This is a genomic window from Streptococcus sp. VT 162, from assembly GCA_000688775.2.
In the GTDB taxonomy this organism is placed as follows: Bacteria; Bacillota; Bacilli; order Lactobacillales; family Streptococcaceae; genus Streptococcus.
In genome coordinates this window covers 167,424-192,871 of sequence record CP007628.2, presented here as the reverse complement: position 1 = coordinate 192,871, position 25,448 = coordinate 167,424, and the positions used below count along the sequence as shown (strand labels likewise).

The window sequence follows — 25,448 nt, the reverse complement described above, 5'->3', positions numbered from 1 at the left end:
GTGAGAATATATAAACAAAAAAGAATCAGGATTAAACCTGATTCTTTTTATGTATCAACTTTTTCTCCTAGTAAGATAATGAAAGCACCCAATCACCACTGCTAGTATGGCAACATAGAGTAGCTGTTTGGCTTCTAAAGGCACAAAAGCTCCCTGTAGGATAAAAGTATTGGCAAGTACACCAACAAGGGCTGCAAGGCTCAAAAACGTGAGCAAAAGCATCTTGTATCGATTAAAAGGCAAGCTGACCTTGGCAACTAGACACAGACCATTGATCAGGGCAAGGAGGAAGCAAATAAATTTGACCTGACCTGGGACAGTGATAAAGAAATTGGTCAAAAGAACACTAGCAACCAGAACGCCACCACCAATCGCCGCGTTGGTTAGGATATCTCTCATAAAGTGAGTGCTAACCTTTTCTTTATTGGACTCAAAAGTCAGGAAGAAGGATGGAATCCCAATCGTAATGGCTGAAATGATTGTAAACTGAATGGGGATAAAGGCAAATTCCAAACCAAATACCACACTCAAAATGGCAAAAACGATGGAGAAGAAGGTCTTTGTTAGAAAAAGAGAGGCTACCTTTTGGATGTTGTTAATGACCCGGCGTCCTTCCATCAAGATATCATAAAATACTGCAAAGTCATCTGTGAGAAAAACAATATTGGATACACTTTTGGCTGCACTCGTAGCCCCCTTCATGGCAAAACTAATATCTGCTTTCTTGAGAGCCAGAACATCATTGACTCCATCACCACTCATGGCAACTGTTTTACCAGCATTTTGCAAAATAGATACCATCTTTTGCTTCTGTTCAGGTGTCACACGTCCAAATATTTCGTGTTCCAAGACCACTCTTTCAAAGTCATCATCGCTCACCTTGGTCATATCAATAGCCCGCGCTTCTTCCTTAAAACCTGCCTTACGAGCCACCCCATATACAGCCACATGATTATCACCACTGATAATCTTCACTTCAACACCTTGAGATTCGAAATAGTCAAAGGTTTCCTTGGTATTGTCCTTAATCTCATCTGACAAAACGACGTGGCCTAGTAGTTCCATATTAGCTGGACTAGTAATCTGGTCCTTGCTATGAGCGAGTGTTAAGATTCGAAAACCTTGCTGTTTCAGATGCTCATAGTAGGCATCCATCGGCTGGGTAAAGCCTAGAAATTCATAGGCTCCGAAGAAATAGGTCCCACTGTCTTTTACTTGGACAAAGGAATACTTATTTTTACTTGAAAAGGCACCAACTTCTTGAACTTCCCACTTTTTCTCACAGGTTAAGTAAGTCTTCAGAGCTCGGGAAGTTGCATTTTCATCCTCGAAATAAGCCAGATAAGAAGATAGTTTCTCTGCCACATTAGCATTCATTTCTTGGACCTTCATATTACCAGTCGTGATGGTACCTGTCTTATCAAAACAAAGAACATCTACTCGCGCCAAAGTTTCCACACAGTATAGTTCCTGCACTAGAACCTTCTTTTTAGCCAGCTTCATGGCTGCTACTGCTAGGGACACACTAACTAGGAGAATCAAGCCCTCTGGAATCATGCCGACCAAGGCACCTGAACTTCCCAAGACGATTTCAACATAAGTCCGTCCTAGACTAAAACCTCTGACATAGAGCAGAATGGCAACTGGCACCAGCAAGATAGAAACGATTTTTAAAATCTTATCCATATAATCGCGCAGTTGAGAAGGGTATTTTTTGAATTCCTTGCTGGATTTTGCGAGCTTGTTGATATAACTATCGGGACCCACAGCTGTCGCCGTGACCAGACAAGTACCGCTGACGACATTGCTTCCACTCATCAGCTTGTCACCAACTGTTTTAAAGACCGAATCACTTTCACCCGTCAGCAAGGACTCATCAACTTCAATATTCCCTTCAAGGACTTCTGCATCGACAGGCACCTGATCTCCCAGATTGAGATGCAGGTACTCGCCTAGAACGATGTCCTCTGGATCAATCTCAATCGTTTGGCCATCTCGGTTGACTCTGTACTTACTTTTACCAAGCAAACTTAGCTTTTCTAGAGCATTTTTTGAACGCACTTCTTGGAAAATCCCAATGGCTGTATTGATAGCAATCACACCTAAAAAGAGCATATTTTCAAATCGCAAGGTTGTGGCTACCAGAACTGCCAGAGCCAAGTTCATGGCATTAAAGAAGGTAAAGATATTTGAAACGACGATTTCCTTGGTTGTTTTATAGGGTTTAATATCGCTGATGTTTCGTTGACGATTCTTGATGTCTTGACTGCTTAAATACTTCATTTCTACTCCGATATCCTTTTGTACTACTATAGTAACACATATCTTTTTCTCTGTCACTTAAAGACTCAAAATAGGAAGAACTCCCTTGGCAAGCATCATCTATCGCCACTTCAAGAAGGACTTAAAAAAGAAGCTAGGATTTCCCTAACCTCTTTTCTTTATACTTTATTCTGCCAAGGCACCCATTGGATCCCATGGTGCAAGTACGATTGGTTCTGCTTCATAAGCAGCTCGTTCTTCTGCTGTTAGTAATTCTTTACGGACAACGATTTGGTAAGTGTATTCATCCATCCAAGCATCTGAGGCAACGAAGTAACCATCTGTACCGACCTTGTCTCCCCATGAGTTTTCAACCTTCCACTTGGTTGACTTGCCATTTTCATCCAAATCCACACCTGTCAAGACCATGGCGTGGGTCATCAAGCTTTCGCTGTAGTCCAAACGTCCAGCCTTGTCTTGAGTGAGTTGAATATCCATGCTTGATTCAAAGTCATAAACATCTGTCGCAAGGATTCCAGCTTTGCGGTTGCTAAGTTGGCCGACATCTGAACCAAACCAAACAGTTTCTCCTGTTTGCATTTGGGCAATCGCCAATTCTTTCAAGCGTTCCATTGGAACGTTGATGTAGCGAACTGCACGGCTACCAACCACATTTCCTAACATCTCAACTGTGTAAGATTTGCCGTAAGGCTTGTCAGCAGTTGGAGCATTGATAACAGAAACGTAGTCTTCTAGAGGAAGATTGACATATTTCCTGTAAAACTCTTGTGGTGTGATACCCTTTTCGCTTTGGTAGTTATCATCCTTATCGCGATAAGCAAAGTCAAATTTACGTGGTGGAAGACCTAGTGACATAGCAAGGAAGTTAAAGATTTCTTGCAAGAGGTCTTCTTTCTTAGCTTGAACAGTCGCTTGGTCTGCACCAGAAGCGAGCAAGTCACGCAAGATTTGAGCATCTTGGCGAAGCAATTTGTTAAGAATTGCATTGAGCTCACGGCTGTTGCTAGATGAGATAGACTCAGGGTAAACAGACTTGGGCACGACACCGTATTTCTCAAAGAGGGACACTACCATATCCCACTGACCACCGTCTTGTTGAGGTGTTTGGAGTAGGAAGCTAACCTTGCGGCTCGTCAATTCTTGGTCTGCAGTAGCAATCACTTGCTCCAAGAACCAGTTTGATTTCTCATACTTGTCCCAGAAGAAAGTGTGAGCCTGTGACAATTCAAAGTTCTCAAGCTTGTATTGAGAGATAAGTTTGTGGCGGAAGGTGTTGAGAGCTGCAAACATCCAGCAGCGACCAGATGCTTTCTGGTTGGTTACCTTATCCTTGGTCAAATCCAATGAGAAAACAGGTGTATTGTCTACATGGCTTTGGCGACGTTCTAGGGCTGCAAAAATTCCGTTATGGCTGGCAGCATTTTCGATCGCTTGGTATTTAACATTTGCTTCATAGTTAGCAAATAATTTATCTGTAAATGATTCTTGAATCGCGTTCATAGATTCCTCCTTTTATTCTACTGTCTATTATAACTCTTTTCACAAAGGAAGCAACCGAAAAACTTAAAAAGGCAAGGACATTCTCCTCACCTTTTCTAACATAATCGAAACTAAGCAATACTAGCAAGGAGCTCCTCTAATTCCTCCTTGGTCAGGCGGCGCCATTCTCCTCGTTCTAAGTTCTCATCCAAGGCTAGAGTTCCCATCGTCAAACGTTGTAAGTCCACCACTTCCTTACCACAGTAGGCCACCATACGCTTGACTTGATGGAACTTCCCTTCAGCAATGGTCACACGAACCAAACTTTGATTCTTTACTGAATCTACCGACACAATCTCCAGCTTAGCTGGCTGGCAGGTAAAGTCCTTAAGCGGAATGCCCTTGACAAATGTCTCCACATCTTCTTGGGTCATAATTCCCTCGACTTGTGCCAGATAGGTCTTATCCACATGACGTTTTGGTGAAAGAAGAGCATGAGCCAGCTGGCCATCATTGGTCAAGAGCAGGAGGCCATGCGTATCGATATCCAAGCGCCCTACTGGAAAAACTTCCTTGGTCCGAGCAATATCATCCAACAAGTCCAACACCGTTCTGTGTATAGAATCCTCAGTCGCTGAAATGACTCCTTGGGGCTTGTTCATCATGTAGTAGACAAACTCCTCGTACTCCAGCACTTGGCCATCAAAGCGAATCTCATCTCTTTCCTCATTGATCTGCAGTTTAGCTGACTTTTCTTTTTTACCATTTACCGTCACCCGCCCAGCCTTGAGCAAGTTTTTGACTTCTGTCCGACTCCCCACAGCACAGGCAACTAAAAATTTATCTAATCTCATAGAACTATTATATCATACTCAAAAGGAGGCTGACCCAAGTGACCAACCTCCTTTTCTTTTCATACTCTTCAAAAATCTCTTCAAACCGCGTCAACGTCCATCTGCAACCTCAAAACAGTGTTTTGAGCTGACTTCGTCAGTTCTATCTACAACCGCAAAGCAGTGCTTTGAGCGGCCTGCGGCTAGTTTCCTAGTTTGCTCTTTGATTTTCATTGAGTATCAGATTTAAGAAACTAACTTCCTCGTCTCCAGAAAATAGCTAAGACAACCATAGCACCTAAAACAGCTGGAACAATAGCTATCCCCGCTAGGTTTGGACCCCAAGTCCCAAAGAGCAGGTGCCCCAAAGAAGCACCAATCCAGCCGAGAAACATTTTCCCAAAGCATCCCATACTTTCTCCACGATTGGTCAAAGCACCTGCCAAGAGTCCCACTAGGAGACCAACAAACATACTTCCAAGCATAGCTTCTCCTTAAATTGCCCAGTCTCCATTGCGGAAGAGTGGTACACGTGTTCCATCCTCACGGATACCATCGATATCCATTTGACTCGACCCAATCATAAAGTCCACGTGAACATCTGAACGGTTCAGTCCTGCAGCTTCAAGCTCCTCTTCGCTCATCTCTGCCCCACCAACAATGCTGGTCGCATAGGCTGCGCCGATAGCCAAGTGGTTTGAAGCATTCTCATCGAAAAGAGTGTTAAAGAAGGTAATCCCTGACTGAGAAATTGGGCTTGGATCTGGTACCAAGGCACATTCACCCAAGGAACGCGCACCAGCATTTTCAAAGACAAGGTCTTTCATGACCTGATCACCTTTTGCAGCAGTAATGTCTACGATTTGACCATCCTTGAAGGTTACTTTAATGCCTTCGATGATATTTCCGTTGTAGCTAAGTGGTTTTGTAGAGGTTACATAGCCATCTGCACGACGGAAGTCAGGCGCCGTAAAGACTTCTTCTGTTGGCATATTTGGTAAGAATCCTTCTCCCTGTGCATTGATAGCACCAGCTGATTCCCAAACGTGGTTCTTAGGTAAACCAAGTGTCAAATCAGTTCCCGGCGCTGTGTAGTGAAGGGCTGAAAATTGCTCTTTATTAAGCATTTCTGCCTTACTCTTAAGAATGGCTGCATGTTCTTCCCAAGCCTTAACTGGATCTTCTTCATAGACACGGCAAGTTTTGAAGATTTGATCCCAAAGAAGATCAACTGCTTCTTCATCGCTCGCAGCATTTGGAAAGACCTTCTTGGCCCACTCAAGCCCTGCTGCAGCTGCTACAGTCCAACTAACCTTGTTGGATTGAGTTGCGATGCGCATCGGCTTCATAGCGAGTCCCATCGCTTTTGCAGAAGCTGAAAGCTTGTCCGCATCCACTCCGTTCAAGGCACCTGGATCAGAAGAACGGACACCGAGACGGCTAGCCTTATTCTCCAAGAGATAGTTCATCTCAGCAATCTTGTATTCTGGCACATTGTCCAGACGCTCCATCGGCGCGTGGAGGAATTTCTCACGGTTGATCACATCATCTGTCCACTGAACGATGACCTCATGTGCACCCAAGGCATAAGCTTCTTTCACGATCAAATGCGCCAACTCACGTTGCTCCACATCGATAGAAAGAGCCAAAGTGTGACCAGGTTGCACGTTAATTCCGTTCGCAACCAATAATTTCGCATATTTTTCTAGATTTTCTTTAAAATTTGGTAAAACCATTCTATTCTTCCTTTTCTTTTGTTATTTTTCCTTCAAAGCAGAAAATAATCCTGCTAAAGCAATGGCTTTATATCTGTCAATTTAAAATAAATTTATATATCTTTAAGAGCCAGACATCTTATCATATCGCCTCAGATTTAAATTTTTTAAAACAAACTGAAATATAGTCAGCTTGAGATTTTCTTTTCTTGTCCATTTGACTCATATTTTTCTGATAAATACTGTATTCGCTTCTCAAAATCTGGAAATAAATCCTCTTCAAAATAATAATATTCTCTCAATTTCTGAGTAAGCTCATCTTTAATAAACTTTAAACAGTTCAATTTAGAATTTTGAATTTGCTGTTTTTCCCTATCCAACAATTGTTCATAATCAGCCTTGCTATCAGAATCATCTAATTTTTCAATATTTGATAAATTTTTCTTCTCTTCATCTAGATAATTTGTATAATAATCTTCTGAAAAATGTAAAACTATTTTTATACAGGTTATTTTTTCTATATCAAAAGATTTATTATTAAAAATCTTATCAAAATTTAAAAAAGCCCCTTGTTGCGCTATTATTCGTTCATTTTTCTCACTTTTTTTCACTTCAGTAAATAGATGCTTCTTCCTATGAACTTGTTCATCTATATTAAAAAGATAAATAGTTGGTTCTTTATATTTATTAAATTGTTCTGACAACATAAACAACATGGCTATATATGGATTTTTTGTTATATCTAAGAGACTTGTTTTTAAACCATAATGTTGCAATAAAGATAATTGATACTCTCTCTGCTCTATGCTATCGGACGATCTAAAGTCAAAGTAAGATACTTTGTCGGGAAACTCATTTGCTATTTTTAAATATAATGATTCGAATTCTTTTCTATAAGAGTTTTGGACATTTCCTCTCAATATACCAGGTACCAAATCGTAATGATGCGATTGCCCTCGAAAATAGTTACAGCTACCTGTCTTAGCTTTACCAATGCAAAATTGAAACAATTCCTTATATACATAAAACAGCTGCCAATCATCAGGATAACTATTTCCAAATAAAATATTGTTAAAAAGATCAATAAAATTTTTCAACTCGCTAAAATAATCATTTTGCTCATTGTATTCACCAATCTGTAATGATTGAATTTTATATACTCTCCCATCTGGTTGAGCATCTAAATTTTTTACATAGTTTATAACTATCTCAACTTCGTCAAAATAGTCTTCAGATTTATATTTTTGAAAAATTTTATTGTACGAGTCTTCTGTCCATTCACTAGAATTATTCATCTATAAATACCTGTAAATTCTCCAGTCTGTAACTTAGAGCTTGCTTAGATACATTGAGTGTCACAGCAGCCAATTTAGTAATCTCCGAAATATCATATTCATCAAAACTTTGATCAACAGAATACCCTAGATTAGCTATAGACTCCATTATTACACTTATAACTAAATTTCTAGGCATTATCAAATCTGCCGCAAAATTATTAGCAGCAACTTCATTCATTCTATCAATAGTATTTTTATATTTTGTCATATCATCTGTTCGATATGATTTCCCTTTATGGCCCAATATAATATGTCCAATTTCATGAGCAATAGTAAATCTTTGCCTATATTCAGGCTCAAACTGATTTACAATAATTTCTCGTTGTTGGTTCTCTTCATCATTATTGATACTCCAACCAGAGTGCCCAACAAAATCAAATTTCACATCAATATCGCATGCCCGAGCTATTGCATTGACATCTATTTCTTGACTTGTTCCTAAAGGAATATTCGCAATATTTTGTTCATATTCTCCAAATTTTTTCAAAAACTCAGGACTATATATATCTTTATAACTCATAGCTTTCCTCCTGATAACTATCACCTCTATTATATCATAATTCATCTATACTATTCGCAATAAATTTTTTTTTTACAATGAAACAGATTGAAGAAATATACCTTTTAGTCTGGTATTTCCCTTCAATCTGTAATTCAAAATTCCTATTTTATTAAAACAAATCATCAAACAAACTCAACTGGTTATCCTCTGGCATATTACCAAGAATCCCCATTTCATCCATCTTCTCAACCAAGGTTGATGAGAGTCCGCCACGCTTGCGCAGTTCTGTCTTAGAGAGGAACTCACCCTCTTCACGCGCACGCACCAACTGCTTGGCAACGTTCTCTCCCAGACCATCCATTGCTACAAATGGTGGGATGAGGGTATCTCCATCAATGATGAATTCAGTCGCATCACTACGATAGAGGTCTAACTTGCCAAACTTAAAGCCACGTTCCCACATTTCATTGACAATCTCAAGAGTTGTATAGAGGTCAATTTCCACATTAGAGGCTTCATTATTCTTCCGTTTTTCAGCGATTTCTTCCATTCTACGTTTGATGGCATCCAAGCCGGCACCCATGGTCTTGATATCAAAGGCCTTGGCACGGATAGAGAAGTAAGCACAGTAATAATAAATGGGATGGTGAACCTTGAAGTAGGCTACACGCAAGGCCATCATAACGTAGGCTGCCGCATGGGCCTTAGGGAACATATACTTGATTTTTCCACAGGATTCGATATACCACTCTGGTACCTTATTAGCCTTCATAGCCTCGATGTAGCCATTTCGCTCCTCTTCGGAGATCTTCAACCACAAGCCCTTACGTACCCGTTCCATGATGGTAAAGGCCATCTTAGGTTCAAGACCAGCATGCATGAGGTAAACCATGATGTCGTCCCGACAACCGATAACAGTTGATAGGTCTGCAATCCCTTGCTTGATCAAATCCTGAGCATTTCCCAACCACACATCGGTACCGTGGGATAGACCTGATAGCTGAAGCAACTCTGCAAAAGTCGTCGGATGCGTCTCGTCTACCATCCCACGTACAAAGTTGGTTCCAAACTCTGGAATCCCCAGCATACCCGTCGGCGTACCGATTTGCTCAGGCGTCACACCTAGCACATCAGTTCCAGAAAAGAGGGCCATGACACCTTCATCATCCATAGGAATTTCATTAGGGTCAATCCCAGACAAGTCCTGCAATTTCCGAATCATGGTCGGATCATCATGTCCCAGCACATCGAGTTTGAGGACATTCTCATCGATATCGTGGAAGTTAAAGTGAGTCGTCTGCCATTCAGCCGTCACGTCATCCGCTGGATACTGAACAGGCGTAAAGTCGTAGACATCCATGTAGTTCGGAATAACAACGATTCCTCCTGGGTGTTGTCCTGTAGTCCGCTTGACACCGGCAGCACCTTGGGCAAGACGTTCCACCTCTGCATCACGATAAAATTTCCCATAGTCTCTCTCATAGCCCTTGACAAATCCATAGGCAGTCTTGGCAGCTACCGTACCAACCGTTCCCGCACGGAAGGCATACTCCTCACCAAAGATATCACGTACATCCAAGTGGGCGCTAGGCTGGTCTTCTCCCGAGAAGTTCAAGTCAATATCGGGAACCTTGTCTCCATCAAAACCAAGGAAGGTCTCGAACGGAATATCCTGCCCATTTTTGCTGAGTTTATGACCACAGTTTGGACAATCCTTATTGGGCATATCAAAACCTGAACCGTAAGAACCATCCGTGATAAACTCACTATACTGACACTGACCACAGACGTAGTGTGGAGAGAGAGGATTAACCTCCGTAATCCCAATCATAGTCGCAACGAAACTGGAACCGACAGATCCACGAGAACCCACCAAGTAGCCCCGTTCATTGGAACGTTGTACCAGCATCTGCGATGCCAGATAAATCACGGCAAATCCATTCCCCAAAATAGAAGTTAATTCCTTTTCAATCCGCAAATCAACGATATCTGGCAGCGGATTTCCATAAATCTCAAAAGCTTTCTTATAGGTCAGCTCAGCGACCGTTTCTTCAGCCTTGTCAATGAAAGGCGTGTACAAGTCGCCCTTAACGACCTCAACAGGCTCAAAGATATCTGCCAAGTCATTGGTGTTTTCAATGACTAATTTGCGTGCTAAATCTTCTCCCAAGAAAGCAAATTCATCCAACATCTCATTAGTCGTTCTAAAATGAGCCTTGGGAAGAGGAGCTGGCTGGGCATGTTCACCGTGACCAATGGTCCGGTTAATCATAGCCCCCTGTCCCAAACTACGGACAATAATTTCACGGTAAATCTCTTCTTCCGGTTCGATATAGTGGACATTTCCCGTAGCTAGAACAGGCTTGCCAAGGCGGTCTCCCACTTCTATCAAACTCTTGATAATAGTCTGGAGTTCCTCCATATCCTTGACCTGCTCTTTAGCAATCAAGGGAGCATAGATAGCTGGTGGCATGACCTCGATAAAGTCATAATACTTGGCCACCTCAACCGCCGCATCCACACCTTGGGAAACAACTGCGTCAAAAACTTCGCCCTCGGAGCAAGCCGACCCCAAAATCAAGCCCTCCCGATGGGCATCTAGAACCGTTCTCGGTATCCGTGGTACTCCTTCAAAGTACTTGGTATTGGACAAAGAAACCAGCTTAAAAATATTTTTTAAACCTACCTGATTCTTGACATAAATAGTCGCATGCTTGATCCGAGCTTTTTTATAAGAGTCTGGACTAATCAAATCAATGTTGAGTCTAGCTAAATCAGTCACACCATGTTTTTCTGCTACCTCTTTGATAAAGATGAAAAGCAGACGACCAGTAGCTTCCGCATCGTAGTTGGCCATGTGGTGGTGTTCCAGTGCTACACCAAAACGCTTGGTCAAAGGCCCCAAACCATGACGTTTATACTCAGGATAGAGGTTTCTAGCAAACTCCAGCGTATCGATAACTGGCTGGCTAATCTTAGGCAGACCATGACGCTCATAGTTGGCATTCATAAAGCCAACGTCAAAGGTCGCATTGTGAGCAACTAAGACTGTATCCTTGCAAAATTCTTGGAATTCTTGCAAAACTTGTTCCAGTGATTTAGCATTTTTGACATGATCATCTGTAATACCAGTCAACTCAGTAGTAAAGGCTGATAAGGGATGTCCGGGATTGATAAATTCATCAAATTCGGCAATAACATTCCCCTTGTACATCTTAGAGGCCGCAACCTGAATCAAATCATTATAGATGGCTGAAAGTCCCGTCGTTTCCACGTCAAAAACCACATAGGTAGCTTCTGACAAGTCCATCTCCACTTCGTTGTAAACGATAGGGACACGGTCCTCCACGATATTGGCTTCCATTCCATAGATCAGCTGGATTCCAGCTTTCTTGGCCGCCTTATAGCCGTGTGGGAAAGATTGAACATTTCCATGGTCCGTGATGGCAACCGCCTTGTGTCCCCACTTAGCAGCTGTCGCAACGATCTCCTCTACCTCTGGTAAAGCATCCATGGTCGACATGTTGGTATGAGCATGAAACTCAACCCGACGCTCACCTTCTGGCATCAAATCCTTCCGCTCATAGTGAACAACTTCCTGCACATTCTGCACGTTCATGGTCAAATCACGTGTGAAGTTATTCATCTCCACATTCCCACGAACTCGAAGCCAAGAATTCTTCTTAATGATGTCAAACTTCTGAGCCTCTTCTTCATTCTTAACCCATTTTTGCATTGAAAAACTTGAAGTGTAGTCTGTCATTTTAAAGTTGATCAAAACACGACCAGTTCTGGTCACCTTATGCTCCACATCAAAAACGACCCCTTCAAAGACCAGGCGATTTTCCTCAGTCGTCACGTCGATCATCTGGGTAACTTCAGCCTTATCTAGTTTAGGCTTGGCCGCAGCCTTTTTAGCCTGAAAATCAAAGGCTGGCTTCTCTTCTACTGGAGGAGGAGCCACCTGTTCCAGTTGCTCCATAGCCCGGAGCGCTTCCTCATTGGCAGCTTGAACAATCTGTTCATTCTCCGTATGGAAGGCTTCCTCCTGCTCTTGAGTAAGAGCATCATTCTTTTCTATTTGGCATACAAAAGCTGGAAAACCAAACTTTTCGAGTTGCTTTGCCAAATTAGGAAGATGATTCTTCTTAAAGTGCTCCTTATCAATCGCCTCTGAACCTTCAATAATGAGTTGATTTCCCTCCGCACGAACGTTTAAATTCTGGTAAAGAGATTTAAACCCTTGACTTGCACATGGACCTTCAGAAAAAGCCTCTCTATAGTAGGCTTGTAAGAGTTCATTAGAGAATTCTTGAGAGAGAACCTTGATTTCGAAAACAGCTCGATTGCCTGTTTTAGAAAATTCTTCACTAAGCCCTTTCTTTAACTCAAAAAAAATTTCAATCGGTAAAATATTAGAAAATACAAAATGAAATTCCCAAATCTTACTAATTTTATGAACCACAACACGCTCAATTCTGGCATCAACAAGAGCAGGATCCCGTCTCAATTGATCAGAGATTCCTAGTTGATTCATTAAAATTTCAAACTTACTTGACATTCATTTTCCTCACATTATTCTCTTACTATTTTACCATAATTAAAGAAAATATATGACTAGTACCATTCCTTAAGCACTGCTAGTTTACACAAATTTGTTCCGTAAACAAAAAAGAAGACTCACAGAATCTCCTTAGTAAATAAAAAAAGATACCCTTAAGTATCCTCGTAATCAATCGGGAAGACAGGATTCGAACCTGCGACACCTTGGTCCTATTATACCTACTTTTTTACCTTTGTCAAGGACTTTTTTCCCTCTTTACCGAAATTCTGAAAAGATAAGGGAAAGTTCTCTCAGGAGAGCTTTACGTCCTCTAAAGACTTCTCCTCCCATTAGACGGTCTATTAACTCTTGTTTTTCCATACTCTGCTTTGATTTGTAATTCTTTAGAAGTTCGTGAAAGAGATAATAATCGTCCAGCCTGAGTCCTTTTTCTCCTAGACGATGACTAATCTCACTCACCTCTTCATAGGGTTCTTTGTCAAAACGGCGCTTGTGGCTTTCCTGTTTACGGATGTAATCTAGGATACGATTTCTAAACTTTGTTTTAAAGCAGACATAAAGTCGATGGCGCTCCCCCTCTAGTAACTCTGGGTTGCAACTCACCAGCTCATACAGACATAACATGCCTTCCTGATCCCAGTCCTCTTTCTCCCACAGATGCAAATGATAATCTTTGCGACACTTATGGACGATTCCCTTACTTTCTTCATATAAATCTTTTAGATTCATAGACCTCTCCTTTCTGCATTTAGTTTAGCAAAATGCGCGAGCCACTGGGTCTACTTCCTCTATTCTATACTTCTTCCTCCCCCAACGGCACATAAAAAGAGAGGCAAAGCCTCTCTGGGGTTATAATTCTGCAATTTGGTTGAGATTCACTTCTGCAATCGTATCATTACCAAACATAGAGATAATCATCTTCACTTTGTTGTTATCAATTTCAGTAATTTTACCTGTGTAGTCTGCAAAAGCGCCATCAATGATGCGGACTGTCTGGCCAACTTCAACATCAATATCGAACTCTTGAACAGTTTGTCCCATTGAAACCAGAATATCACGGATTTCTTGTTCCAAAAGTGGAGTTGGTTTTGATCTGTTACCGTGTGAGCCGACGAATCCTGTTACGTTAGGTGTGTTTCGAACGACGAACCATGCTTCATCGGTCATGACCATTTCTACAAGGACATAACCTGGAAAGCGATTCTCTTCAACTTCCTTTTTCTTTCCATTTTTCTCAACTTGCACGGTTTGTGTTGGAATCTCAACACGTAGAATATTATCCAACATGTTATATGTTTGCGCACGTTGCAATAGATTTTCTTTTACCTTATTTTCATAGCCAGAATAAGTTTGTAGAACAAACCATCCCTTGTCAAAACTATCCATGATATTTCCTTTCATACATATGATAGAAGAAAGTTAGCAGAACTTCTCCACTTTTCTTCTAAAAAATGTTAATAAATCGAATCAAACCTGATACAATCAACTGGTCAAAAATGTAAATGATGACCACAAAGAAGGCTGTGTATTCCATAATAGAGCGAAAATCTCTCCAGCTTTCTTTGCGAGTTGGCCAAGTTGTTTCTTTAAGAAGTTTAAAAATATCCTTAATAAAGCCCATCGTTCTCTCCTATCTCGTTTCTCTATGTGTCGTATATTTTCCACAATGTTTACAAAATTTATTTACTTCTAGTCGTGTTGGCTTGGGGTTCCCACTAATTTTGATTGAATAATTCCTTGAACCACAAACTGCACAAGCTAGGCTTGCTTTTTTTAGTGCCATAACGCCTCCATCTTATCTATTATAACAAGAAACCTAGGCTTTGACAAGCCTCTTAACGAAATAGATTAAGGATTGAGTCCCATATTGTCTGGGCTTTTTCTTTTATTTTAGCTTCTGAAATCGCACGACCTGCTTCATCTACAAGATTTTGTGCACGACTACGAATATCTCCTATTGGGTCCTCAGACTGGTTTGTCTCATTTTCAACAACCTGCTTTTTCGTATTTTCTGGTTCAATACCATTTTGTTTATAAGCATTCTCAACTGTAAAAGTGCTACCTGTAGTGTAAGGTAAAATGGTATTAGCCATACTTCTAAAGACATGGGCTGCTCCATTGGAGGTCGAACCTGCTAGATAATGGTTCTCATCTGTTGTTGGGAAACCGAGCCAGTGGCTGATTACCACATCCGGAGTATAGCCGATCACCCACTGGTCACTGGTATATTCTGGGTTGAAAACAGCTTCAGTCGTACCTGTTTTACCAGCCATAACATAATCTGCCGGTGACGAACTAATTCCTGTACCATTGGTAAATGTTCCTAGCATCATGCTGGTCATTTTATCGGCTACCGACTTATCAATCACTCGTTTTTGGGAGTTTTTATGACTCTTGATGATCTGGCCGCTGGCATTTTCAATACGAGTGATGAAATGTGCTTCAGGCATCAAACCTCCATTAGCAAAGGCTGCATAGGCTTGCGCCATCTGGAGAGGATTCGTTTCCACACCTCCACCAAGAGCAACTCCAAGAACTCGGTCAACTTTTTCCATATTCAGACCAAATCTCTCCCCAGCGTCAAAAGCTTTGTCAATACCTAATTCATTTACAGTCGCAACAGCTGGCAGGTTGAGTGATTCCGCCAAGGCCTGATACATAGGTACTTCTGGAGATGTCTTAATACCCGCATAGTTATCTACTTGATAACTGTTGTACTGCATCGTATGATTATCCAGTTGCTTGTTCAAGGCCCATCCTGCTTCTACTGCGGGTGTATAAACGACTAAAGGTTTAATAGTTGAGCCTGGGCTACGCTTAGACTGAGTGGCATAGTTGAAATTGCGGAAGCCTGGTTTGTCATCACCAGCTACACGGCCAACAACTCCACGCACTCCACCCGTTTTAGGCTCTAGAGCAACACTACCTGATTCGGCATGCGTTCCATCTTCTGCCGTTGGAAATAGCGAAGTGTTTTCGTAAATAACCTGCATGTTTGCTTGGTAGTTTTGGTCAAGCTCTGTGTAGATTCGATAGCCGTTGTTGACAATCTCTTCTTCTGTGAGATTGTACTTGGAAACTGCTTCGTTGACAACTGCATCAAAATAGGACGGGTAACGATAATCCGAAACTTTGCCTTCATACTTATCTTGCAGTTGAGAAGCCATATCTACTCCAGCCGCTTCGGTTTCTTGATTTTTATCAATATAGCCCGCTGCAACCATATTTTGCAAAACAGTATCCCTACGGTTGGTCGAAGTTTCAACAGAATTTAATGGATTGTACAATTCTGGTCCCTTGAGCATCCCTGCTAGAGTAGCCGCCTGATTAAGCGTTAGTTGTGAAGCCGATACACCAAAATATTTCTTACTTGCATCTTCAACGCCCCATACTCCATTTCCAAAGTAGGCGTTATTGAGGTACATAGTAAGGATTTGCTCCTTGCTGTATTTCTTTGTCAACTCTAAGGCAAGGAAAAACTCCTTGGCCTTCCGTTCAACGGTCTGGTCCTGGGAAAGATAGGCATTTTTCGCCAACTGTTGAGTGATGGTGGAACCCCCTCCAGAACGACCCGCTGTAAGGATGGCTAGAAAGAAACGACCGTAGTTAATCCCATCATTTTTATAAAAGGAACGGTCCTCTGTCGCGACGACAGCATTCTGCAAGTCTTTACTAATATCTGTCAGTTCAACATAGGTTCCCTTTTGACCTGATAGGGCTCCTGCCTCTTTTTCTTCGCGGTCAAAAATCAGAGTTCGCGTTTTCAAGGCATTTTGCAAGTCATTGACATTGGTCGACTTGGCTATCGCAAATAGGTAGGTTCCTACTAGCAAACCTGCACTTAACCCTAAAATGATGACAATTTTTGTCAGATGATAACGGCGCCAAAATTTCCGAATCGGGCCTACTTGGGACAATTTTTTTCTATCGCTCCGTGAACGGCGCATGCTAGTCGAATCAGACTCCGCTGATTCATTCGTTTCTTTTTTAAAGAGAGAAAGAAACTTCTCAAATAATTTATCTAATTTCATGCGTTTATTTTATCATCTTCACCATAGGAACTCAAGAATTTAGCTACTCCCTATCCAAATAGGGCTTTTTTTGTTACAATATCTGTATGCAATTCACATTTACATTACCCGAATCCTTGCCTCAAATGACGGTCAAACAATTCTTAGAGGAACAACTCCTCATCCCTAGAAAAATCCGCCATTTTTTGAGAATAAAGAAGAACATCCTAATTAACCACAAAGAAATTCACTGGAACGAGATGGTCAAGCCAGGGGACATTTGCCAGTTGACTTTTGACGAGGAAGATTATCCCCAAAAAGAAATCCTTTGGGGCAATCCAGACCTCGTTCAAGAGATTTATCAAGACCAACATCTCATTATCGTCAACAAGCCCGAAGGCATGAAAACTCACGGAAATCAACCTAATGAAATTGCCCTTCTCAACCATGTCTCTGCCTACGTTGGTCAAACCTGCTATGTCGTTCATCGCCTGGACATGGAAACAAGCGGTTTAGTGCTTTTTGCTAAAAATCCTTTTATCTTACCCATTCTCAATCATTTGTTGGAAAAAAAGGAAATCGTTCGTGAGTACTGGGCACTTATAGAAGGGCGAGTAGAGAGTAAAGAACTTATCTTCCGAGATAAAATCGGCCGTGATCGCCACGATCGTAGAAAAAGAATAGTTGATGCAAAAAATGGACAATATGCTGAAACACATATCAGTCGATTAAAACAATTCCCAAACAAGACTACCCTTGTTCGTTGCAAACTAAAGACCGGTCGAACACATCAAATCCGTGTTCACCTCTCTCATCACAAGCATCCTATCCTGGGCGATCCTCTCTATAACTCTAGATCAAAAACGAGCCGGCTGATGCTCCACGCCTTTCGACTCTCCTTTACTCATCCACTCACCTTAGAAAAATTGAGTTTCACTGCCCTCTCGGATACTTTCGAAATAGAATTAAAACAAAATGGATGACACTATCATTCATTTTTCTATACAAAAAAGCAAGACCAGAAGGCCTTGCTTTTATCGACTCAAGAATTATTTAGCGATTTTTGCGAAGTATTCAAGAGTACGTACAAGTTGTGCAGTGTATGACATTTCGTTGTCGTACCATGATACAACTTTAACCAATTGTTTACCGTCAACATCAAGAACTTTAGTTTGAGTTGCGTCAAACAATGAACCGTAAGACATACCTACGATATCTGAAGATACGATTGGATCTTCTGTGTAACCGTATGATTCGTTTGAAGCTGCTTTCATAGCTGCGTTCACTTCATCAACAGTAACGTTCTTTTCAAGAACTGCTACCAATTCAGTAACTGATCCAGTTGGAGTTGGAACACGTTGTGCAGATCCGTCAAGTTTACCGTTCAATTCTGGGATTACAAGACCGATAGCTTTAGCAGCACCAGTTGAGTTAGGAACGATGTTTGCAGCACCAGCGCGAGCACGGCGAAGGTCACCACCACGGTGTGGCCCGTCAAGGATCATTTGGTCACCAGTGTAAGCGTGGATAGTAGTCATCAATCCTTCTACAACACCGAAGTTGTCTTGAAGAGCTTTAGCCATTGGAGCCAAGCAGTTTGTAGTACATGAAGCACCTGAGATAACTGTTTCAGTACCGTCAAGAACGTCGTGGTTAGTGTTAAATACAACTGTTTTAACATCGTTTCCACCAGGAGCAGTGATAACAACTTTTTTAGCTCCTCCAGCGTGCAAGTGTTTTTCAGCCGCTGCTTTCTTAGCAAAGAAACCAGTTGCTTCAAGAACGATTTCTACACCGTCAGTAGCCCAGTCGATTTGTTCTGGATCACGTTCAGCAGAAACTTTAACGAATTTACCGTTAACTTCGAATCCACCTTCTTTAACTTCTACAGTACCGTCAAAACGACCTTGAGTTGTGTCGTATTTCAACAAGTGTGCAAGCATAACTGGATCTGTAAGGTCGTTGATGCGAGTAACTTCAACACCTTCTACGTTTTGGATACGGCGGAAAGCAAGACGACCGATACGGCCGAAACCGTTAATACCAACTTTAACTACCATTAGTGATTTCCTCCTTATGAAAATCATGAAAATTTTATTGTGAAAAGAGTAACTTGAATCACTACAAATCACCTTTCAACAAACCTATTATATAACTATTTGAGTTTAATTGCAAGTACGGGCGTTGATTTTCTCTCCAGCTTTTCTACTTTTTCTCCCCCTTTTTATTCATCCATTTTTTTATTTTCAAAGTATATCTCTAGAATCTTTTATAATATCTGTATATTCTCTTTATTTCAAGGTGAAACTCCAATTTCAACGCTTTCAGAGTTTACAAAAAAGAGAGACAGGATATTTCCTGCCTCTAGGCTGATAAACGATTATTTACGACGTCCTGGACGTTCTGCATAACCATAGTAAGCATCTGCCATGATTTCTTCCATGTCAGCTACCATTGGCAAGCGAGGGTTAGCAGGTGAACATTGGTCTTCATAAGCAAGTAAGGCAATTTCATGCAAGCTGTCTTTCCAAGCTTTTTCATCGATTCCAAAGCCTTTGAAGTTCATTGTGATTCCAACTGCTTCACCAAGATCGTAAACTGCTTTGGCATAAGCTTCAACCGCTTCTTCTGGAGTTGAGTGAGGCAATCCAAGCATTCTAGCAATATCTTGGAATTTTTCGTCAGCTTTCCAGTAGTTATACTTAGGCCATGTAGTCGTCTTAGATGGGCGAGTACCATTGTAACGGATAACGTATGGAAGCAAGATTGCGTTTGTACGTCCGTGAACAGTATGGTGAACCGCACCGATCTTGTGGGCCATTGAGTGGCTCATACCAAGGAAGGCATTGGCAAAGGCCATACCAGCCATTGTAGATGCATTGTGCATTTTTTCACGTGCTTCTGGGTCAGCTGTCTTAACAGATTTTTCCAACCATTCAAATACAAGTTTGATTGTTTGAAGGGCGATACCGTCTGTGTAGTCGTTAGCAAAGTTTGAAGTGTAGGCTTCAGTAGCATGAGTCAAGACGTCCATACCTGTATCAGCTGCGATGAAGTCTGGAACTGACTCAACCAAAGCAGGGTCAACAATGGCAATAGTTGGTGTCAATGAGTAGTCAGCCAATGGGTATTTACGGTTGTTTTTCTTATCAGAGATAACGGCAAATGGTGTTACTTCTGAACCTGTACCTGAAGTTGTTGGGATACCGATGTACTTCGCTTTTTTACCAAGTGATGGGAAGCGGAAGGCACGTTTACGGATGTCCATGAATTTTTGAACCAAGTCACGGAAGTCGATTTGTGGTTGTTCGTAGAAGAGCCACATTACTTTCGCTGCATCCATTGGAGAACCACCACCAAGAGCGATGATTGTGTCTGGTTCAAATGCTCTCATTACTTCAGTACCACGTTCTACAGTTGTGATATCTGGGTCTGGTTCAACGTCTGAGAAGACTTGGACAGTTACACGGTTGCTGCGTTTGTTCAATTGGTCAATAATGCGTTGAACAAAACCAAGTTTTTCGATCGATTTGTCTGTAACAATCATAACGCGTTCAATATCTTCACATGTTTGAAGGTATTGGATAGAGTTGCGTTCGAAGTAAATTTTTGAAGGAACTTTAAACCATTGCATATTATTTCTACGTTTCCCTACTTTCTTGATGTTTAGAAGGTTGATCGCACTCACGTTATCACCGACTGAGTTGTGTCCATATGAACCACATCCAAGTGTCAATGATGGAATGAAGGCATTGTATACGTCCCCGATACCACCGAAAGTAGATGGAGAGTTCCAGATAATACGCATTGCTTTGATTTCTGTACCAAAGCGTTTAGCAAGAGCTTCGTCTTTTGTATGGATGGCTGCTGAGTGACCAAGTCCGTTAAACTCAACCATTTGACGAGCTTTTTTAAGACCGTCTTCTGTATCTTCAGCTTTTAGGACAGCGATAACTGGTGACAATTTTTCACGAGTCAATGGTTCTTTTGGTCCTACTTCTGCACATTCTGCAGCCAAGATGTTTGTTCCTTCTGGAACGCTAAATCCTGCTTGTTCAGCAATCCATGCTGCTGGTTTACCAACGATGTTTGCATTTAGTTTAGCACCTGCACAGTTTTTGCTGTTAGCTTTCACACCGAAACAGAATTCTTCAAGAAGGGCTTTTTCTTTTTTGTTTACAAAGTAAGTGTGATATGATTTGAATTCTTCTACAAATTCGTCATATACTTCTTTATCAATGATAACCGCTTGTTCTGATGCACAGACCATCCCATTATCAAATGATTTAGACATCACGATGTCATGAGCCGCTTGACGAAGGTCAGCTGATTTTTCCACATAGGCAGGAACGTTTCCGGCACCTACCCCAAGAGCTGGTTTTCCACATGAGTATGCAGCTTTAACCATAGCATTCCCACCAGTTGCGAGGATAGTTGCAACACCTTCGTGGTTCATTAGCGCTCCAGTTGCTTCCATGGATGGCTTTGTAATCCATTGTACACAGTTTTCAGGTGCACCGGCTGCGATGGCTGCATCGCGAACGATTTGTGCTGCGTGTGCTGATGATTCTTGAGCTGATGGGTGGAAAGCGAAAACGATTGGGTTACGTGTTTTCAAAGCAATGAGTGATTTGAAAATCGCTGTTGAAGTTGGGTTTGTGGTAGGAGTGACACCACAGATTACCCCGACAGGCTCCGCAATCTTTGTCAAACCTGTAATTGGATCATCTTCAATAACTCCAACTGTTTTAACTCCACGCATATTGTTCACTACGTGTTCACAGGCAAATAGGTTTTTTGTTGCCTTGTCTTCAAATACCCCACGGCCAGTTTCTTCAACTGCATGTTGTGCAAGGATACCATGTGCGTCAAGTGCTGCAACCGAAGCTTTTGCCACGATATAGTCAACTTGCTCTTGGTTCAACTTGCGCATTTCATCAAGCGCAACCAAGGCTTTTTTCACGAGACCGTCGACATGCTTCTCAGCAGCAAGTTGCTTTTCCTCTGGTGTTACTGTTTTTTTATCAGCCATATTATCCTCCATAGCCTTTAAGGATGTTATCCTTTGTTAATTTTTTCACAAGTTTATTATAACTCTTTTTTTATGCTTTGTAAACAGTTTCATAAGTATTTCACAAAGAATTTTTCTGAAATTGTGATTTTTTTCTCAATATGGCTGTGCAATAGAGTTTTGGCCGGATGATTGTGAAATTATGGAGAAATTTTTTTTATTTCACAAAGCTTTCCCTTTATCATTCCCATTTTTCTGAACCAACTTTAGAAAGCGCTTTCTTGCTGGTTTTAAAAAATAGTCTCCTAACTTGGAGACTACTGTTTTTGCTGAAAAACGCCTTGCTTAAAGGTTCCTTCATAAACGACTTCTTGCTCTGTAGTCAACTTCCCTTGACCTTCAGCCTGACCATTTACAAAATCACCTTCGTATTTCCAGCCATCTTTTGATTGGAAAGTCCCTTTTCCATTAAAGGCACCATTATTGAAATCACCTGTATATCGGTCTCCATTTTCAAAGGTCAGGGTTCCTTGACCATTCATTTTCCCTCGTACCAAGGTGCCATCATAAACAAGAGCTCCACTATCAAGTGTCAGGACACCCTTTTTAGGCGTATTTAGCAGAAATACCGAAAGAGCACAGATTACCATTACGACAACTGCAATGAGCTCTATCCTAGGACGAGTTAGGTAAACTCTACACTTCTCATAAAATTGTTTAAGCTTTTCCATTGTCACTCTCTTTTTCTAATCGATCTAGCCAGCTTTGACATCCACTTGTGATACGAGTATAGGTTTCCTCAAAATCTCCTGTATACCAAGGATCTGGGACACTTTCAGATGCAAAAGAGTAAATTTTGTACTGTAGTTCCTGAGGACACATGTGACGCAGATCTGAAAGGTTTGAAGCATCCATACCGATAATATAATCAAACGATTCAAAGTCTTCTCTGCCAATCTGAAGCGATGTTTTATCTTTGTCATACGGGATCTGATACTGCTGGAAAATCGCCTGCGTTCCCTTATGAATCGGATTGCCATGTTCCCAAGACGAAGTTGCACGACTCTCAACTTGATAATCACTCGTCATGGACTTCATCACAAACTCTGCCATGGGGCTACGGCAAATATTTCCTAAGCACACAAATACTATTTTTTTCATCCCTTTTCCTCTCATATCATAGAAAAACGGGAGTGATAGAATCCCGTTTTATTCTTCGATTGCTCCGCCTTCGTCAACAACTGTTCCTTCTGGCGTCACAGCTTCTTTGAGTGGCAACACTGTCTTGATAGCAGCCAATTCAAAAGTCAAGTAGACCCCATCTACATCAAGTACGATTGTTTGTTTCTCAGTATCGACTTCATCCACTGTTCCGTAGAGTCCACCGATTGTAATGACTTCATAGCCTTTTTGAAGCTTGTTCAAGCTTTCCATACGCTTTTGAGCTTGTTTCTTTTGAGAACGTTGCATAAAGAACATCAAGGCAAACATACCTACAAGCATGATTAAAAAAGTAATATTTGGATTCATTATTTTCTCCTTTGTATTTTACATAGGACTACTATATCAAATTTCAACTACTTTTACAAGATTGTGCCTTGTTTTTATGGTTATAAAAAATCAGAGTTTTCACTCTGATTTCTGCGATTATTTCAAGTTTTGAACGACTTTGACTAGATTTTCAACTGTAAATCCGTACTCTGCCAATACTTTTGGTGCTGGGGCAGATGCTCCAAAGGTATCAATACCGAGAACGGCACCATCAAGACCAACATATTTGTACCAGTTTTGGGTTGCACCCATTTCGACTGCAACACGACGGCGAACTGCATTTGGAAGGATTTCTTCCTTGTATGCTGCATCTTGTGCGTCAAAGACATCTGTTGATGGCATGCTGACTACACGGACTTTTGCACCTTGACTAGCCAATTCTTTGGCAGCTGCGACCGCCAAATTCACCTCTGAACCAGTCGCAATCAAGATAGTGTCAAAGTCTGCTGCATTTTCATAGACAACATAGGCACCTTTCGCAACTTTGTCAAAGTCTGTTCCTTCTTCAACAGTCAAGTTTTGACGTGTCAAGACAAGGGCAGTTGGTGTTTTTTCGCTTGTCACGGCAAGGTACCAAGCTGCTTGAGTTTCACGCGCATCTGCTGGGCGGAAAACGTTTAGATTTGGCATGGCACGAAGACCTGCCAAGTGTTCAACTGGTTCGTGAGTTGGACCATCTTCACCAACTGCGATTGAATCGTGAGTAAAGACATAAGTCACAGGAAGTCCTTGCAAGGCTGACAAGCGGACAGCTGCTTTCACATAGTCAGAGAAGACGAAGAAAGTACCTCCGTATACACGAAGTCCACCGTGAAGGGACATCCCGTTCAAGATCGTTCCCATTGCAAATTCACGAACACCAAACTGAATGTTGCGGTTCAAGCGATTAGCGTCATCTTGAAGTCCATCAGTCTTGATATAAGTCATGTTTGAGTGAGCGAGGTCAGCGGATCCACCTAGGAAAGTTGGCAACTTAGCTGCGATAACATTCAAAGCATCTTGGCTTGAATTACGAGTAGCTTGAGAGAAACCATTTTCTAAGGCTGGGAAGTCTGCTGGAGTTACCTCAACTGGGTCGCGCCCGTCAATGATAGCTTCTACTTCTGCAGCAAGTTCTGGATAAGCTTCTTTATAATCAGCAACTAGTTTTGTCCAAGCTTGATAAGCTGATGCGCCACGATCTGCAACATTTTCCTTGAAATCAGCATAAACTTGCTCTGGAATTTCAAATGGTTCATAGTCCCAACCGAGCGCTTGGCGAGTTGCTGCAGTTTCATCTGCTCCAAGAGGAGCACCGTGTACCGCATTAGTTCCTTGTTTGTTTGGAGAACCATATCCAATCACAGTCTTCACTTCAATCAAAGATGGTTTGCCTGAAGCTTTAGCTGTTTCGATAGCAACATGGATAGCTTCCAAGTCTGTTCCATCTTCAACCAAGGCTGTATGCCAACCGTAGGCATTGTAACGATCACGAACACTTTCTGTGAAGGAATCTTTTGTCTCACCATCCAAGTTGATGTCATTTGAATCATAAAGAACCACCAACTTGTCAAGTTTTTGCAACCCTGCGTATGAAGCCGCCTCACTTGAGACACCTTCCATCAAATCTCCATCTCCACAGATCACATAAGTATAGTGGTCAAAGAGATTGAAGCCTTCGCGGTTATATTTGGCTGCTAAGAAACGTTCTGCTTGGGCAAAACCAGTAGCAGTAGAAATTCCTTGTCCTAGAGGACCAGTTGTAGCGTCAACCCCTGCTGTATGGCCAAATTCTGGGTGACCTGGCGTTTTTGAACCCCATTGGCGGAAGTTCTTGACTTCATCCATGCTAACATCTTCAAAACCAGAAAGGTGAAGAAGGGCATAAAGGAGCATAGAGCCGTGTCCTGCTGAAAGAATAAAACGGTCGCGGTTGATCCAGTTTGGTTGAGCTGGATTGATACGAAGTTGCTTTGTAAAGAGGCTATAGGCCATTGGAGCAGCCCCCATAACCACCCCTGGGTGACCTGAGTTTGCTTTGTTGATGGCGTCAATACCTAGAAAACGAATTGCATTAACAGATAGATTTGACATAGAATTTCCTTTCTCTTTGAGGTGATTAATGAATCACACATCCTATTTTACTATTATATGAAAAAATGCATAGAATAGCAATAAAACAAT

The 25,448-nt window shown here is 41.5% G+C and carries 19 protein-coding genes; 1 reads left to right on the top strand and 18 read right to left on the bottom strand.

Annotation, left to right across the window (positions count from 1 at the left end; genetic code table 11):
* Positions 1-54: 54 nt before the first annotated feature.
* The 12 genes from V470_00995 to V470_00935 all read right to left on the bottom strand — a co-directional run bounded on the left by V470_00995 (position 55) and on the right by V470_00935 (position 16,744).
* Entirely contained in the window at positions 55-2,283 is a 2,229-nt protein-coding gene (locus V470_00995) for an ATPase (protein ID AHZ47029.1), read from the bottom strand.
* A gap of 165 nt (positions 2,284-2,448) precedes the next feature.
* Positions 2,449-3,783 (bottom strand): aminopeptidase C, encoded by a 1,335-nt coding sequence (locus tag V470_00990; GenBank protein AHZ47028.1) that lies wholly within the window; start codon positions 3,781-3,783, stop codon positions 2,449-2,451.
* Positions 3,784-3,893: 110 nt separating this feature from the next.
* A complete protein-coding gene (locus V470_00985) occupies positions 3,894-4,616 on the bottom strand; it encodes a 16S rRNA pseudouridylate synthase (protein ID AHZ47027.1) in 723 nt (240 codons plus the stop codon).
* A 233-nt stretch (positions 4,617-4,849) separates the two neighbouring features.
* Positions 4,850-5,080, bottom strand: a complete 231-nt coding sequence (locus V470_00975; GenBank protein ID AHZ47026.1) for a membrane protein — start codon at positions 5,078-5,080, stop codon at positions 4,850-4,852.
* Positions 5,081-5,089: 9 nt separating this feature from the next.
* Entirely contained in the window at positions 5,090-6,331 is a 1,242-nt protein-coding gene (locus V470_00970; GenBank protein ID AHZ47025.1) for a peptidase M29, read from the bottom strand.
* A gap of 167 nt (positions 6,332-6,498) precedes the next feature.
* On the bottom strand, positions 6,499-7,605 hold the full coding sequence (locus V470_00965) for a hypothetical protein (GenBank protein ID AHZ47024.1): 1,107 nt from the start codon (positions 7,603-7,605) through the stop codon (positions 6,499-6,501).
* Positions 7,598-8,167 (bottom strand): Zn peptidase, encoded by a 570-nt coding sequence (locus V470_00960; protein AHZ47023.1) that lies wholly within the window; start codon positions 8,165-8,167, stop codon positions 7,598-7,600. Before V470_00960 ends, V470_00965 begins: the two co-directional genes overlap by 8 nt.
* A gap of 151 nt (positions 8,168-8,318) precedes the next feature.
* Positions 8,319-12,710 (bottom strand): DNA polymerase III PolC, encoded by a 4,392-nt coding sequence (polC, locus tag V470_00955; protein ID AHZ47022.1) that lies wholly within the window; start codon positions 12,708-12,710, stop codon positions 8,319-8,321.
* Between the two features lie 258 nt (positions 12,711-12,968).
* Positions 12,969-13,442 carry a transcriptional regulator gene (locus V470_00950; GenBank protein ID AHZ47021.1) on the bottom strand — a complete coding sequence of 158 codons (474 nt, stop codon included), beginning with the start codon at positions 13,440-13,442 and terminating at the stop codon, positions 12,969-12,971.
* Between the two features lie 120 nt (positions 13,443-13,562).
* A complete protein-coding gene (locus V470_00945; GenBank protein ID AHZ47020.1) occupies positions 13,563-14,099 on the bottom strand; it encodes an antitermination protein NusG in 537 nt (178 codons plus the stop codon).
* A gap of 58 nt (positions 14,100-14,157) precedes the next feature.
* Positions 14,158-14,334 carry a preprotein translocase subunit SecE gene (gene secE / locus V470_00940; GenBank protein ID AHZ47019.1) on the bottom strand — a complete coding sequence of 59 codons (177 nt, stop codon included), beginning with the start codon at positions 14,332-14,334 and terminating at the stop codon, positions 14,158-14,160.
* Between the two features lie 214 nt (positions 14,335-14,548).
* Positions 14,549-16,744 carry a penicillin-binding protein gene (locus V470_00935; GenBank protein AHZ47018.1) on the bottom strand — a complete coding sequence of 732 codons (2,196 nt, stop codon included), beginning with the start codon at positions 16,742-16,744 and terminating at the stop codon, positions 14,549-14,551.
* Positions 16,745-16,869: 125 nt separating this feature from the next.
* Between V470_00935 and V470_00930 the strand changes: the two genes are divergently transcribed.
* Positions 16,870-17,706 (top strand): pseudouridine synthase, encoded by an 837-nt coding sequence (locus V470_00930; GenBank protein ID AHZ47017.1) that lies wholly within the window; start codon positions 16,870-16,872, stop codon positions 17,704-17,706.
* A 66-nt stretch (positions 17,707-17,772) separates the two neighbouring features.
* On the opposite strand, the gene V470_00925 is transcribed toward V470_00930, so the two are convergent.
* From V470_00925 to V470_00900, 6 genes are all read right to left on the bottom strand, one after another.
* The gene (locus V470_00925) at positions 17,773-18,783 is read right to left on the bottom strand and encodes a glyceraldehyde-3-phosphate dehydrogenase (GenBank protein ID AHZ47016.1); all 1,011 of its coding nucleotides are present in this window, start codon (positions 18,781-18,783) and stop codon (positions 17,773-17,775) included.
* Between the two features lie 320 nt (positions 18,784-19,103).
* Positions 19,104-21,755 carry an acetaldehyde dehydrogenase gene (locus V470_00920; protein ID AHZ47015.1) on the bottom strand — a complete coding sequence of 884 codons (2,652 nt, stop codon included), beginning with the start codon at positions 21,753-21,755 and terminating at the stop codon, positions 19,104-19,106.
* 296 nt (positions 21,756-22,051) lie between these two features.
* Positions 22,052-22,465 carry a membrane protein gene (locus V470_00915; GenBank protein AHZ47014.1) on the bottom strand — a complete coding sequence of 138 codons (414 nt, stop codon included), beginning with the start codon at positions 22,463-22,465 and terminating at the stop codon, positions 22,052-22,054.
* Positions 22,452-22,895 (bottom strand): phosphatase, encoded by a 444-nt coding sequence (locus V470_00910; protein AHZ47013.1) that lies wholly within the window; start codon positions 22,893-22,895, stop codon positions 22,452-22,454. Before V470_00910 ends, V470_00915 begins: the two co-directional genes overlap by 14 nt.
* Positions 22,896-22,943: 48 nt before the next feature.
* Positions 22,944-23,264 (bottom strand): preprotein translocase subunit YajC, encoded by a 321-nt coding sequence (locus tag V470_00905; GenBank protein ID AHZ47012.1) that lies wholly within the window; start codon positions 23,262-23,264, stop codon positions 22,944-22,946.
* Between the two features lie 117 nt (positions 23,265-23,381).
* Entirely contained in the window at positions 23,382-25,358 is a 1,977-nt protein-coding gene (locus tag V470_00900; protein AHZ47011.1) for a transketolase, read from the bottom strand.
* Positions 25,359-25,448: the final 90 nt, after the last annotated feature.

Coding starts and splice junctions, on each gene's coding strand:
- V470_00995 (AHZ47029.1), bottom strand. CDS start 2,283: ATGAAGTATTTAAGCAGTCAAGACATCAAGAATCGTCAACGAAACATC.
- V470_00990 (AHZ47028.1), bottom strand. CDS start 3,783: ATGAACGCGATTCAAGAATCATTTACAGATAAATTATTTGCTAACTAT.
- V470_00985 (AHZ47027.1), bottom strand. CDS start 4,616: ATGAGATTAGATAAATTTTTAGTTGCCTGTGCTGTGGGGAGTCGGACA.
- V470_00975 (AHZ47026.1), bottom strand. CDS start 5,080: ATGCTTGGAAGTATGTTTGTTGGTCTCCTAGTGGGACTCTTGGCAGGT.
- V470_00970 (AHZ47025.1), bottom strand. CDS start 6,331: ATGGTTTTACCAAATTTTAAAGAAAATCTAGAAAAATATGCGAAATTA.
- V470_00965 (AHZ47024.1), bottom strand. CDS start 7,605: ATGAATAATTCTAGTGAATGGACAGAAGACTCGTACAATAAAATTTTT.
- V470_00960 (AHZ47023.1), bottom strand. CDS start 8,167: ATGAGTTATAAAGATATATATAGTCCTGAGTTTTTGAAAAAATTTGGA.
- polC (AHZ47022.1), bottom strand. CDS start 12,710: ATGTCAAGTAAGTTTGAAATTTTAATGAATCAACTAGGAATCTCTGAT.
- V470_00950 (AHZ47021.1), bottom strand. CDS start 13,442: ATGAATCTAAAAGATTTATATGAAGAAAGTAAGGGAATCGTCCATAAG.
- V470_00945 (AHZ47020.1), bottom strand. CDS start 14,099: ATGGATAGTTTTGACAAGGGATGGTTTGTTCTACAAACTTATTCTGGC.
- secE (AHZ47019.1), bottom strand. CDS start 14,334: ATGGGCTTTATTAAGGATATTTTTAAACTTCTTAAAGAAACAACTTGG.
- V470_00935 (AHZ47018.1), bottom strand. CDS start 16,744: ATGAAATTAGATAAATTATTTGAGAAGTTTCTTTCTCTCTTTAAAAAA.
- V470_00930 (AHZ47017.1), top strand. CDS start 16,870: ATGACGGTCAAACAATTCTTAGAGGAACAACTCCTCATCCCTAGAAAA.
- V470_00925 (AHZ47016.1), bottom strand. CDS start 18,783: ATGGTAGTTAAAGTTGGTATTAACGGTTTCGGCCGTATCGGTCGTCTT.
- V470_00920 (AHZ47015.1), bottom strand. CDS start 21,755: ATGGCTGATAAAAAAACAGTAACACCAGAGGAAAAGCAACTTGCTGCT.
- V470_00915 (AHZ47014.1), bottom strand. CDS start 22,465: ATGGAAAAGCTTAAACAATTTTATGAGAAGTGTAGAGTTTACCTAACT.
- V470_00910 (AHZ47013.1), bottom strand. CDS start 22,895: ATGAAAAAAATAGTATTTGTGTGCTTAGGAAATATTTGCCGTAGCCCC.
- V470_00905 (AHZ47012.1), bottom strand. CDS start 23,264: ATGAATCCAAATATTACTTTTTTAATCATGCTTGTAGGTATGTTTGCC.
- V470_00900 (AHZ47011.1), bottom strand. CDS start 25,358: ATGTCAAATCTATCTGTTAATGCAATTCGTTTTCTAGGTATTGACGCC.